The 12,550-nt window shown below is 57.7% G+C and carries 11 protein-coding genes; all 11 read left to right on the forward strand.

What is annotated here, in order from left to right; all coding sequences use genetic code 11:
- The first annotated feature begins 221 nt into the window (after positions 1–221).
- Entirely contained in the window at positions 222–2,894 is a 2,673-nt protein-coding gene (locus NSQ51_RS05600; RefSeq protein ID WP_033016076.1) for a cation-translocating P-type ATPase, read from the forward strand.
- A gap of 88 nt (positions 2,895–2,982) precedes the next feature.
- Positions 2,983–3,858, forward strand: a complete 876-nt coding sequence (locus tag NSQ51_RS05605; RefSeq protein ID WP_033016075.1) for a YicC/YloC family endoribonuclease — start codon at positions 2,983–2,985, stop codon at positions 3,856–3,858.
- A 56-nt stretch (positions 3,859–3,914) separates the two neighbouring features.
- Positions 3,915–4,178 carry a DUF370 domain-containing protein gene (locus tag NSQ51_RS05610; protein ID WP_033016074.1) on the forward strand — a complete coding sequence of 88 codons (264 nt, stop codon included), beginning with the start codon at positions 3,915–3,917 and terminating at the stop codon, positions 4,176–4,178.
- An 11-nt stretch (positions 4,179–4,189) separates the two neighbouring features.
- Complete coding sequence (gene gmk, locus NSQ51_RS05615) at positions 4,190–4,807, forward strand: guanylate kinase (RefSeq protein ID WP_080985646.1); 618 nt, start codon at positions 4,190–4,192, stop codon at positions 4,805–4,807.
- A gap of 2 nt (positions 4,808–4,809) precedes the next feature.
- A complete protein-coding gene (gene rpoZ / locus NSQ51_RS05620) occupies positions 4,810–5,010 on the forward strand; it encodes a DNA-directed RNA polymerase subunit omega (protein WP_011230668.1) in 201 nt (66 codons plus the stop codon).
- Between the two features lie 48 nt (positions 5,011–5,058).
- Positions 5,059–6,264 (forward strand): bifunctional phosphopantothenoylcysteine decarboxylase/phosphopantothenate--cysteine ligase CoaBC, encoded by a 1,206-nt coding sequence (coaBC, locus tag NSQ51_RS05625; protein WP_033016073.1) that lies wholly within the window; start codon positions 5,059–5,061, stop codon positions 6,262–6,264.
- Positions 6,261–8,666, forward strand: coding sequence for a primosomal protein N' (priA, locus tag NSQ51_RS05630; RefSeq protein WP_049624360.1), 2,406 nt, complete (start codon positions 6,261–6,263; stop codon positions 8,664–8,666). The genes coaBC and priA overlap by 4 nt, the downstream gene beginning before the upstream one ends.
- A 17-nt stretch (positions 8,667–8,683) precedes the next feature.
- Entirely contained in the window at positions 8,684–9,157 is a 474-nt protein-coding gene (def, locus tag NSQ51_RS05635) for a peptide deformylase (RefSeq protein ID WP_033016092.1), read from the forward strand.
- Between the two features lie 6 nt (positions 9,158–9,163).
- Positions 9,164–10,123, forward strand: coding sequence for a methionyl-tRNA formyltransferase (fmt, locus tag NSQ51_RS05640; RefSeq protein WP_033016091.1), 960 nt, complete (start codon positions 9,164–9,166; stop codon positions 10,121–10,123).
- The gene (gene rsmB, locus NSQ51_RS05645; protein WP_033016065.1) at positions 10,110–11,444 is read left to right on the forward strand and encodes a 16S rRNA (cytosine(967)-C(5))-methyltransferase RsmB; all 1,335 of its coding nucleotides are present in this window, start codon (positions 10,110–10,112) and stop codon (positions 11,442–11,444) included. The genes fmt and rsmB overlap by 14 nt, the downstream gene beginning before the upstream one ends.
- Positions 11,445–11,449: 5 nt before the next feature.
- Positions 11,450–12,550: a 23S rRNA (adenine(2503)-C(2))-methyltransferase RlmN gene (rlmN, locus tag NSQ51_RS05650; RefSeq protein ID WP_033011194.1), complete on the forward strand. Its 1,101-nt coding sequence runs from the start codon at positions 11,450–11,452 to the stop codon at positions 12,548–12,550.

The raw sequence follows: 12,550 nt of genomic DNA on the forward strand, positions 1-12,550 counted from the left end.
ACGAAGATGCCCGACGAACATGTTGCATAAAATGGGGAGGCCCGCTTTTTTGACACGATTTTTTCCCTTATGGGGGAGATGGCGTGGCAAAGGGCCCCACGACTCCTTATGTTTGTGTCGCTAAACATCATGGCGGGGACTATCATTTTTTGGGACATGTATGAATAAGCATAGAGAAGAGGGAACAGCGTGCGAAAAAATGGAAGGACGGAGGGAGACAGATGCAATGGCATACGCTCGCGGCAAGCGATGTCGCGCACGAGACGAAGACGAATGTCAAAACCGGGCTTACGGCGGCGGAGGCGGAAAAACGGCTGCGGCAGTTCGGGTACAACGAGCTGGCGGAAGGGAAGAAGGAGTCGGCCATCGTTGTCTTTTTTCGCCAGTTTCAAGATTTTATGGTGCTTGTGTTGCTTTTGGCGACGGTGATTTCCGCATTTTTAGGCGAGTATGCGGATGCGGTGGCGATTGTCGTCATCGTGATCATGAACGCCATTCTCGGGTTTATCCAGGAGCGGCGGGCGGAAAAGTCGCTTGCCGCCTTAAAACGGTTGTCCGCTCCGCAAGCGGTTGTGTTGCGCGGCGGGGAGTGGGTGAAAGTCCCCACGCGCGAGCTTGTTGTCGGCGATGTGGTGAGACTTGCAAGCGGCGACCGGGTCGGGGCCGACATCCGCTTGATTGAGGCGGCCGGCCTGGAAATCGAGGAGTCGGCGCTGACGGGCGAATCAGTGCCGGTGGCCAAATCCGCCGCCCCGCTTCATACGAAACAGGCGTCGCTCGGCGATTTGCACAATATGGCGTTTATGGGGACGCTCGTGACAAGAGGGAATGGGGTCGGGATTGTCATCGCCACTGGGATGAAAACAGCGATGGGACAAATCGCAACGATGCTCGAAGAGGCGGATGCGGGGGCAACCCCGCTCCAGCGCCGGCTCGAGCAGCTTGGGAAAATTTTGCTTGTCGTCGCATTGGCGCTGACGGCAGCGGTCGTGGCCGTAGGTGTCATTCAAGGGCACGACCTGTATGAAATGTTTTTGGCTGGTGTGTCGCTCGCGGTCGCCGCCATTCCGGAGGGGTTGCCGGCCATTGTGACGGTCGTCTTGGCGCTTGGCGTGCAGCGGATGATCAAACGAAACGCCATCGTCCGCAAGCTTCCGGCGGTGGAAACGCTCGGCTGCGCTTCGGTCATTTGTTCCGACAAAACGGGGACGATGACGGAAAACATGATGACCGTCACGCAAGTATGGGCAGGCGGGCGGACATTTGCGGTAAGCGGCGTTGGTCTTGAAACGGATGGCGAGTTTTCTGAACGCGGCCGGACGGTTGATCCGAACCGCGTTCCCGAGCTCGCTCGCCTGTTGACAATGGGGGTGCTTTGCAATAGTTCGGAGTTGAAAGAGGAAAACGGCCGGCGTTACGTCGACGGCGATCCGACGGAAGGAGCGCTGCTGGTCGCGGCGGCCAAAGCTGGATTGGCGAAAGGAATGCTTTTGCGTGAGTACACGATCGAACAGGAGTTTCCGTTTGATTCCGAGCGGAAAATGATGACGGTCATCATTCGCGACCGGAACGGGCGGCGGTTCGTTGTGACGAAAGGGGCGCCCGATGTGCTGCTTGAGCGGGCGGACCGCCTGGAATGGAACGGGCGCGAGCAGGCGCTGACCCCGGCGTGGAAAGAGACGATTGAGAAGGCGATTCGCCAGATGGCGTCTTCCGCCTTGCGCACGATTGCCATTGCGTATCGGCCGCTTGCGGAAACGGAACGGATCGGATCGGAGAAGGAGGCGGAGACGAAGCTTCGGTTTCTCGGCGTCGCCGGCATGATCGATCCGCCGCGGCCGGAGGTGAAGCAGGCGGTGGCGCGATGCAAAGAGGCGGGGATGAAAACGGTGATGATCACCGGGGATCATGTGTTGACCGCAACGGCCATCGCCAAACAGCTTGGCGTGCTCCCGCCCGGCGGAAAAGTGATGGACGGGGCGACGTTATCGCGCCTGTCGGTCGACGAGCTCGAACGCGAGGTCGATAATATTTACGTGTTTGCCCGCGTCTCCCCGGAGCATAAGCTGAAAATTGTCAACGCCTTTAAGCGCCGCGGTCATATTGTCGCCATGACCGGCGACGGGGTGAACGACGCGCCGGCGTTGAAAGCGGCGGATATCGGCGTCGCGATGGGCCGGTCGGGGACGGAAGTGGCGAAAGAGGCGGCGTCGCTCGTGCTGCTTGATGACAACTTTGCGACGATTGAGGCCGCGATTGAAGAAGGGCGCAACATTTACGAAAACATCCGCAAGTTTATCCGCTACTTGCTCGCCTCGAACGTTGGGGAAATTCTCGTCATGTTGTTTGCGATGCTGCTTGCCTTGCCGCTGCCGCTCGTGCCGATTCAAATTTTATGGGTCAATCTTGTCACCGACGGTTTGCCAGCCATGGCGCTCGGGCTCGACCAACCAGAAGAAAACGTGATGAAGCGGCCGCCGCGCCGTCCCGATGAAGGGGTGTTCGCCCGCGGGCTCGGCTGGAAAATCGTAAGCCGCGGCTTTTTGATCGGCGTTGTTACGCTGGCTGCGTTTCTGACCGCCTATGAACGGAGCGGCGAGGATCTCGTTTACGCCCAGACAGCGGCGTTTGCGACGCTTGTGTTGGCCCAATTGATCCATGTGTTCGACTGCCGCTGCGATCGTTCGGTTTTTGACCGCAGTCCGTTCGGCAACATGTATCTCGTTGCAGCGGTGATCGTGTCGCTGCTGTTGCTGCTGGTCGTGATCTACTACCCGCCGCTGGCTGCCGTGTTCCATACGAAGCCGCTTGCGGCCGTCGATTGGCTGCTCATCATCGGTTTGTCCGCCTTGCCGACCTTTTTGTTTGCCGGCTCGCTTTTTACGAGAAAATAAAAGGATGGATATGTTATAATAAAAAAGGTGATAGAGGAGCGCTCTATGACCTTTTCTTTTTCATCAACGACGCAACGGATGTGATGGCATGGTTTACAGCATGACTGGTTTTGGCGCGAGCACGAAAAAAACGGATCGCTTGACGGTGGCGGTGGAAATGAAATCGGTCAACCACCGGTTTTGTGAAATTTCCATTCGCCTCCCTAGACAATGGCTCGTGTTTGAGGATAAAATAAAAAAAGCAATTTCACCGTACGTGCGGCGCGGAAAAGTGGAAGTGTTCGTCACGATCGCCGGAGAAGGGCTTGTGAAACGGAGCGTACATATCGATTGGGATTTGCTTGGCCAGTATTGGGCCGGAGTGCAGGAAGCCGCAAAGCGATTTGCCATTGACGGCAGCGTGACGGCGGCCGAGTTGCTTCGGCTTGATGGGGCCGTCGAAGTGGTGGAAGAGGAAGGAGCGAACGAGCAGGTCGAGCCGCTGCTTTTGGCCGCTGTCGATGAAGCGGCAAAGGAACTTGTGGCCATGCGCCGGCGCGAAGGGGAGGCGCTGGCCGCGGATTTGCGCGCCCGCCTTCATGAAGTCGAAGCCGGGGTGGAAGTCATTGAGCAGCGGGCGCCGCTTGTAGTCGAGCAATACCGCGAGCGGCTTGCGCGCCGCCTGCGCGAATGGGCGCCTTCTCCGGTTGATGAAGCGCGGCTGCTCACAGAAGTGGCGGTGTTTGCGGAAAAGGCGGACATTCACGAGGAATTGAAACGCATCCGCAGCCATTTGGCGCAAATGACGGACGTCCTTGAGGCGGACGAACCGATCGGGAGGAAGCTTGACTTTTTGGTGCAAGAGCTGAACCGCGAAGTGAACACGATCGGCGCCAAGGCGAACGACAGCTTGATCGCCGCGCAAGTCGTTGAGATGAAAAGCGTGCTTGAGAAAATGCGCGAGCAGGTGCAAAACGTGGAATAACTGTTTAAAACGACTTATTGGCGGCAACAATATCGGATATGGCAGGTGGGCGTGTCATGATGATGAAATTTATCAATATCGGGTACGGAAACATGGTGTCAGCCGCCCGCATCATTACGATTGTCAGCCCTGATTCGGCGCCGATTAAACGGATCATCCAAGATGCGCGCGAAAGCGGCAAGCTCGTTGACGCGACGCACGGCCGAAGAACGCGCGCGGTCATCATCACCGACAGCGATCACGTCATTTTATCGTCCGTACAGCCGGAAACGGTGGCGAACCGCTTGTACGGAAGCGATGATTTCTCCGAGGAAGGGTAGGGTTTTCAACGTTGAAAAGCGAACATGGATTGTTAATCGTCATGTCAGGGCCGTCCGGCGTTGGCAAAGGGACGGTGCGCAAAGCGCTGTTTTCGCGTCCTGACATCAAGCTTCATTATTCAGTGTCCGTCACAACACGCAAGCCGCGCGAAGGCGAAGTGGAAGGCGTCGACTATTTCTTTCGGACGCGCGAGCAGTTTGAACAAATGATTCGGGAAAACAAGCTGCTCGAATGGGCCGAGTATGTCGGCAACTATTATGGGACGCCGATTGATTATGTGGAAAAAACGCTCGCCGAAGGGAAAGACGTGTTTTTGGAAATCGAAGTGCAAGGAGCGATGAAAGTGCGGCGGGCGTTTCCAGAGGCGCTCTTCATTTTCTTGGCCCCGCCAAGTCTCACGGAGCTTGAAAAGCGGATCATCGGACGCGGCACCGAGTCGAAAGAGCTGATTGAAAATCGGCTGCGGGCGGCGAAAGAGGAGCTTGAAATGATGGATGCGTACGACTATGTCGTGGAAAATGATGAAGTCGAGCTCGCCTGCGAGCGGATCAAGGCGATTGTCACGGCTGAGCATTGCCGGCGCGAACGCGTCGCCGAGCGATATAAACGGATGTTGGGGGTGGAATGACGATGCTGTATCCTTCCATCGATTTGCTGATGCAAAAAGTGGACTCCAAGTATAAGCTTGTCACGGTGGTGGCCAAACGGGCACGCGAGTTGCAGGACGGTGCGGAGCTGATGGTGAAAAAGCCGGTGTCGAAAAAATTTGTCGGCCAGGCGCTCGAGGAAATTGCCGGTGACAAGGTCGAATTAGTGGAAGAGGAAAAATAACAACCTAGCTTTAGGTTGTTATTTTTTCAATGTCGGGGGGTGGCCAACATGATCAAGGGAAAACATATTTTGCTTTGTGTGACCGGGGGGGTGGCGGCGTACAAGGCGGCGGTGCTCACCAGCCAGCTCGTCCAGCGCGGCGCTGAAGTAAAAGTGATCATGACAGAAGGGGCGTGCCAGTTCATTACACCGCTCACGTTTCAAGCATTGTCGCGCCAGGAAGTGTATGTCGATACATTTGCCGAAAACAACCCGGCCGTCATCGCCCATATCGATTTGGCGGACTGGGCGGATCTCGTCCTCGTTGCGCCGGCGACGGCCAATACGATGGCGAAGCTGGCCGCCGGCATCGCCGATAATATGGTGACGACGACGATTTTGGCGACGAAAGCGCCCGTCTGGATCGCTCCGGCGATGAACGTTCATATGTACGAGCATCCGGCCGTTCGGGCGAACATGGAGCGGCTCTGTGAGTTCGGCTACCGGTTCATCGAACCGTCGGAAGGCTACTTGGCGTGCGGCTACATCGGCAAAGGGCGTCTCGAGGAACCGGAGAACATCATTGCCCATATCGAGCGGTTTTTTGCCGGCGATCCGCCGCTGTTTCGCGGGAAGCGCATTCTTGTCACCGCCGGGCCGACGCGGGAGAAGCTCGACCCAGTCCGCTATTTCTCTAACTATTCGAGCGGAAAAATGGGCTACGCCATCGCCGAAGCGGCGGCCCGCTTCGGCGCTTCGGTGACGCTCGTCTCCGGACCGACGGCGCTCCCATCGCCCGATGGCGTCGAGACGGTGGCGGTTGAATCGGCGGAAGAAATGTATGAAGCGGTTTTGTCTCGCTTTGCGGAAACGGACATCGTGATCAAAGCGGCGGCGGTCGCCGATTATCGGCCGAAATATGTCGCAGCTTCCAAAATTAAAAAGCAACCGGGCGGTTATGTCGTCGAGATGGAGCGGACGGTCGATATTTTGAAGGCGCTTGGCGAGCGGAAAACGGGGCAGATTTTGGTTGGATTTGCCGCTGAGACGGACAACCTTGAGCAGTATGCGTTAAAAAAACTGGAAGAAAAGCGGCTCGATATGGTCGTCGCCAACAATGTCACCGAAGAAGGCGCAGGGTTTGCCGGCGATACGAACATCGTCACCATCTTCCGCCGCGACGGCGTCGTTCGGCCGCTGCCGCTCATGACAAAACGCGAGGCGGCCGAGGAAATTTTAAAAGAAATACACGCCTATATCGAGGGGATTCGATGAAAGTCGCCTCCGTGATTGTCGATGTTCCGTCCCGGCAGACGGACCGCCCGTTCGATTATGCGATCCCGGAGCGCTGGCAAGGCGTCATCCAGCCGGGCATGCGGGTGACGGTGCCGTTTGGGGCGCGGCGTTTGCAAGGGTTTGTCGTCGAGGTGAAAGACCATTCCGACATCAAGCAGCTGAAACCGATTGAGCATGTGCTTGATGTCGTGCCGGTGTTAAACGAAGAGCTGCTGGATCTTGGCCGCTATTTAACGGAAACGACGCTCTGTTTCGCCATCTCGGCGTACCAGGCGATGCTGCCGGCGGCGATGCGGGCGAAATATGAAAAAACGCTCCGCTTGACGGATGAACGAAATCGGGAAGCATTGCCGGACGACCTAAAGCCGCTGTTTGTCCATCAAATGGAAGTGGCTTGGAAAGACATTGAAGCCGCCAGCTTATGGCGGGCGGCGCAAAAAGCGGTACAGCAAGGTGTGCTTGAAGCCGTTTACGAAGTGAAAGAAAAAGCAGGCAAGAAAACGGTGAAGCATGCGCGTTTGGCCGTTCCGGACAAACAGGCAAACGACGCGCTGGCGGCGCTGCCTTCAAGGCAAAAGGACGTGCTTTCGTTTTTGCTTGAAAAAGGGGAAGCGGTGCCGGTTGCCGAGCTGCAAGCGGCGCTTGGCGTTTCCTCAGCGCCGCTGAAAGCGCTCGTCGACAAAGGATTGGTGGTGCTGAACGATGTCGAGGTGTACCGCGACCCGTACGAACATCGCACGTTTCAGCCGAGTGAGCCGCCGGCGCTCACTCCGGCACAAGAAGCGGCGTTGGCGAAAATCGCCGCTTCGGTGCGCGCCGGAGAGCACCGCACGTTTTTGCTTTACGGCGTCACCGGGAGCGGGAAGACGGAAGTGTACATGCAGGCGATCGACGAAGTGCTGCGCCAAGGGAAAGAGGCGATTGTCCTTGTCCCGGAAATTTCACTGACGCCGCAAATGGTCGAGCGGTTTAAGGGGCGGTTCGGTCCGAAGGTGGCAGTGCTCCACAGCGGGCTGTCCATCGGGGAAAAATACGACGAATGGCGGAAAATTCACCGGAAAGAAGTGCAGCTTGTCGTCGGTGCGCGCTCAGCCGTGTTTGCCCCGTTTGAAAACTTAGGGATGATCATCATCGACGAAGAACATGAGACGAGCTATAAGCAAGAAGAAATGCCGCGCTACCACGCGCGCGATGTCGCCATTTACCGCGCCCGCCGCCACAGCTGCCCGGTCGTGCTTGGCAGCGCCACCCCCTCGCTTGAGACGTTCGCCCGCGCCGCCAAAGGGGTGTACGAGCTGCTTGAGCTGCCGGAGCGCGTCAGCCGCCAAGGTTTGCCGTCGGTCCATGTCGTCGATATGCGCGAGGAACTGCGCAGCGGCAACCGCTCCATGTTTTCACGCCGGCTGATTGACGGGTTGCGACAGCGGCTCGAACGCGGCGAGCAGGCGGTGCTGTTTTTAAACCGGCGCGGCTATTCAACGTTTGTCATGTGCCGCGGCTGCGGCTACGTCATCCGTTGTCCGCATTGCGACATCTCGCTTACGTACCATCGCGCCGGCGAGCGGATGAAATGCCATTATTGCGGGCATGAAGAGCCGCTTGCCCCCCGCTGTCCGTCGTGCGGAAGCGAACACATCCGCTTTTTTGGCACTGGCACGCAAAAAGTGGAAGAAGAACTGACGAGGTTGCTGCCGAAAGCGCGCGTCATCCGCATGGATGTCGACACGACCGGACGCAAAGGGGCGCATGAAGAGCTGCTTTCCCGTTTTGCCGCCAAGGAAGCCGATATTTTGCTCGGCACGCAAATGATTGCCAAAGGGCTCGATTTTCCAAACGTCACGCTCGTCGGCGTGCTGGCGGCTGACACGATGCTGCATTTGCCCGATTTCCGCGCCGCGGAAAAAACGTTTCAGCTGCTGACACAAGTGAGCGGGCGCGCCGGACGGCATGAGCTGCCGGGTGAAGTCGTCATTCAGACGTACACGCCCGACCATTACAGCATCGAGCTTGCCGCCCGCCATGACTATCGCGCCTTTTATCGGCAGGAGATGATGCTGCGCAAAGCGCACGGTTATCCGCCGTACTACTACTTGACGCTCATCACGGTCGCCCACCAGGAAGCGCCGGTTGCCGCCAAGACGGCGGAAAAAATCGCCGCCTACATGCGCAAACAGCTGTCAAACGAGGCGGTCGTTCTCGGTCCGGTCGCCTCGCCGATCGCCCGCCTTCACGATAGATATCGTTACCAGTGCATGATAAAATACAAACGGGAACCGAATGTAACGGCGGCGCTCAAAGCGGTCATCGACCGCTACCAAGCCGATGCCGCCCATGGCGGAGCGGCCATCACCGTCGATACGAACCCGTATATGATGATGTGAAAATGGAGGAAATGACGTTGCCAATATTGCCGATTGTCACATATCCCGCCCCGATTTTGGAGCAGCCGTGCGCCCCGGTGACAACGTTTGACCGCGAGCTTGCCCGGCTGCTTGACGACATGTACGATACGATGCTTGCCGCTGACGGGGTCGGCTTGGCCGCCCCGCAAGTCGGCATCGCCAAGCAGATCGCCGTCATTGACGTCGGCGATGAACACGGCCGGATTGAGCTCATCAACCCAGTTATCCTCGAGGCGCGCGGCGAAGAGGTCGATGTGGAAGGCTGTTTGAGCTTTCCCGGCCTGTTTGGCGAAGTGCCGCGCGCGAAATTTGTGAACGTGCGGGCGCAAAACCGGCGCGGCCGTTCGTTTACGCTTTCGGCCGCCGGTTTTTTGGCGCGCGCGTTGCAGCATGAAATCGACCATTTGCACGGTGTGCTGTTTACATCAAAAGTGATCCGTTACTGTGATCTTGAGGAATTGGAAGGATAGATGCCGATGACGAACATTGTGTTTATGGGGACTCCTGATTTTGCCGTGCCGATTTTGCGGCAGCTTCTTGACGACGGCTATCATGTTTCGGCGGTTGTCACCCAGCCGGATAAGCCAAAAGGGCGGAAGCGCCAGCTCGTGCCACCCCCGGTGAAAGTGGAAGCGGAGCGCCACGGCATCCCGGTGCTGCAGCCGACAAAAATTCGTGAGCCGGAGCAATACGAACAAGTGTTGGCGTTTGCGCCTGATTTGATTGTGACGGCGGCGTTCGGGCAAATTTTGCCGAAAGCGCTGCTGGAAGCGCCGAAATACGGCTGCATCAATGTCCATGCCTCGCTTCTGCCCGAGCTGCGCGGCGGGGCGCCGATCCATTATGCCATCTGGCAAGGAAAAACGAAAACGGGCGTCACGATCATGTATATGGTCGAGAAGCTGGATGCCGGCGATATGTTGGCGCAAGTCGAGGTGCCGATTGCTGAAACGGACACGGTCGGCACGCTCCATGATAAATTGAGCGCCGCCGGGGCTAAACTATTATCAGAAACGCTTCCACTTTTATTGGAAGGAAACATTGCGCCCGTTCCGCAAGATGAGGAGAAAGCGACGTATGCGCCGAACATTCGCCGCGAGCAGGAGCGGATCGACTGGACGCAGCCTGGTGAAGCCATTTACAACCATATTCGCGCCTTCCATCCGTGGCCGGTTGCGTATACGACACACAGCGGGAACGTTTGGAAAGTTTGGTGGGGAGAAAAAGTGCCGACACCAGAAGCGGCGCCGCCGGGCACGATTGTGGCGCTCGAGGAAAACGGCATTGTAGTGGCCACCGGCAATGAGACAGCCATTCGCATCACCGAATTGCAGCCGGCCGGCAAAAAGCGGATGGCCGCCGGCGAGTTTTTGCGCGGCGCCGGCAGCCGTCTTTCGGTCGGCATGAAGCTAGGAGAGGATCATGAACGTACGTGAACTTGCGTTGGAGACATTGTTGGCAATTGAACAACAAGGAGCCTACAGCCATCTGGAGCTCAATGAAGCGATTCGCAAAGGCCGGCTTGACGGGCGCGATGCGGCGTTGCTGACGGAGATCGTCTACGGCACGGTGCAGCGGCGTGATACGCTTGACTACTATTTAGCTCCGTTTTTGCGAAAGGCGCGCCGGCTGGAGCCGTGGGTGCGCATGCTGCTCCGGTTGACGCTGTACCAAATGGTGTATTTGGACCGCGTCCCGGATCACGCCGCCATTTTTGAAGCGGTCGAGATCGCCAAGCGGCGCGGCCATCGCGGCATCGCCTCGCTTGTCAACGGCGTTTTGCGCACGATCGGCCGTGAGGGTCTGCCTTCGCTTGAGGCGATTCACGACTCCGGAAAACGGCTCGCCGTCGCCACCAGCCATCCGGAATGGCTTGTCCGGCGCTGGATCGGCCAATACGGTTTTGAGGAAACGGCGCGCATGTGCGAGACGAATTTGCGCCCGCCGCAGTCAACAGCCCGCGTCAACCGGCTGCGGGCGACGGTGGAGGAAGCGCTTGACCGGCTGCGTGCTGAAGGCATGGCAGCTGCTCCCGGCCATCTCGCGCCGGAGGCTGTCCGCGCGGAAAAAGGAAATTTGGCGCATACGCAAGCGTTTCGCGCCGGTTTGCTGACGATCCAAGATGAAAGCTCGATGCTTGTCGCCCGGGCGCTTGATCCGGCTCCCGGCGAGCGGGTGCTTGACTGCTGCGCGGCGCCCGGGGGGAAGACGACCCATATCGCCGAGCGGATGGGCGGCCGCGGTGAAGTGGTCGCCGTCGATGTTCATGAGCATAAAGTGAAGCTCATTGAGCAGCAGGCGCAAAGGCTTGGGTTTCGCTGCATCACCCCCCTCGCCCTTGACAGCCGCCGGCTCGGCGAGCGGTTTGCCCCTGAGTCGTTTGACCGCATTTTGGTCGATGCGCCGTGCACCGGATTCGGCGTCATTCGCCGCAAGCCGGAGATCAAATACACGAAAGGGAAAGACGACGTCGCCTCGCTCGTTGCGGTGCAGCAAGCCATTTTGCGGGCGGCCGCGCCGCTGTTGAAAAAAGGGGGCGTGCTTGTTTACAGCACGTGCACCATCGAGCGCGAAGAGAATGAAGACGCGATCGCCCGTTTTTTGGCCGACCATCCGGATTTTGCCCTTGACGACCGTCTCGCCGAGCGGATGCCAGAGCCGGTGCGGCCGCGCGTGCGAAGCGGAATGCTGCAGCTGTTGCCGCATTATTTTGATTCCGACGGGTTTTTTATCGCATTACTACGAAAGAAGGTGTAAATGGAGTGGAAATCGTCCAGACCGCTGTCCGCCGGGCCTCCAGCGGCGGGCAGCCGCCATCGTTGCCGTCTGTTTATTCGCTCACGCTTGACGAGTGGAAAGAATGGCTTGCTGCTCAAGGCGAAAAGCCGTTTCGCGCCACACAAATTTACGAATGGCTGTATGAAAAGCGCGTCACCGATTTTGCCGAGATGACGAACTTGCCGAAACGGCTGCGCGAACAGCTCGCGGCGTCGTTTTCGATCACGACGCTCAAAACGATTGTCAAGCAAACGTCCAAAGATGGGACGATCAAGTTTTTGTTTGAGCTCCATGACGGCTATTCGATCGAGACCGTGCTCATGCGCCATAACTACGGCAATTCGGTGTGCGTGACGACCCAAGTCGGCTGCCGCATCGGTTGCACGTTTTGCGCCTCGACGCTCGGTGGGCTGAAGCGTCATTTGGAAGCGGGCGAAATCGTCGCTCAAGTTGTACACGTGCAAAAGGCGCTCGATGAGACCAATGAGCGCGTCAGCAGCATCGTCGTGATGGGCATTGGCGAGCCGTTTGACAATTACGATGCGCTCATCAAATTTTTGCGCATCGTCAACCATCCGAAAGGGTTGAACATCGGCGCCCGCCATATCACCGTGTCAACGAGCGGGATTATTCCGAAAATCTATCAATTTGCTGACGAAGGCATGCAAATCAATTTCGCCATTTCGCTGCATGCACCGACGAACGAGCTGCGGACGAAGCTGATGCCGATTAATAAGGCGTATCCGCTGCCGAAGCTCATGGAGGCGGTCCGATACTACATTGAAAAAACTGGACGGCGCGTGACGTTCGAGTACGGATTGTTCGGCGGAGTGAATGACCAACTTGAGCATGCCGAGCAGCTGGCCGAGCTGCTTAAAGGGCTGAAATGCCATGTAAATTTGATTCCGGTCAACTATGTGCCGGAGCGAAATTATGTGCGCACGCCGCGCAACCAAATTTTTGCCTTTGAACGGGCGCTGAAAAAACATGGAATCAACGTCACCATTCGCCGCGAACACGGACACGACATCGATGCCGCCTGCGGACAGCTTCGCGCGAAGGAGCGGAAAGAAGAGACGAGGTGA

The organism is Geobacillus sp. FSL K6-0789, assembly GCF_038593135.1.
GTDB classification, from domain to species: Bacteria; Bacillota; Bacilli; order Bacillales; family Anoxybacillaceae; genus Geobacillus; species Geobacillus stearothermophilus.

Excerpts from the sequence above, each read along its gene's own strand:
- NSQ51_RS05600 (WP_033016076.1), top strand. The coding sequence starts at position 222 with ATGCAATGGCATACGCTCGCGGCAAGCGATGTCGCGCACGAGACGAAG.
- NSQ51_RS05605 (WP_033016075.1), top strand. The coding sequence starts at position 2,983 with ATGGTTTACAGCATGACTGGTTTTGGCGCGAGCACGAAAAAAACGGAT.
- NSQ51_RS05610 (WP_033016074.1), top strand. The coding sequence starts at position 3,915 with ATGATGATGAAATTTATCAATATCGGGTACGGAAACATGGTGTCAGCC.
- priA (WP_049624360.1), top strand. The coding sequence starts at position 6,261 with ATGAAAGTCGCCTCCGTGATTGTCGATGTTCCGTCCCGGCAGACGGAC.
- rsmB (WP_033016065.1), top strand. The coding sequence starts at position 10,110 with ATGAACGTACGTGAACTTGCGTTGGAGACATTGTTGGCAATTGAACAA.
- rpoZ (WP_011230668.1), top strand. The coding sequence starts at position 4,810 with ATGCTGTATCCTTCCATCGATTTGCTGATGCAAAAAGTGGACTCCAAG.
- coaBC (WP_033016073.1), top strand. The coding sequence starts at position 5,059 with ATGATCAAGGGAAAACATATTTTGCTTTGTGTGACCGGGGGGGTGGCG.
- fmt (WP_033016091.1), top strand. The coding sequence starts at position 9,164 with ATGACGAACATTGTGTTTATGGGGACTCCTGATTTTGCCGTGCCGATT.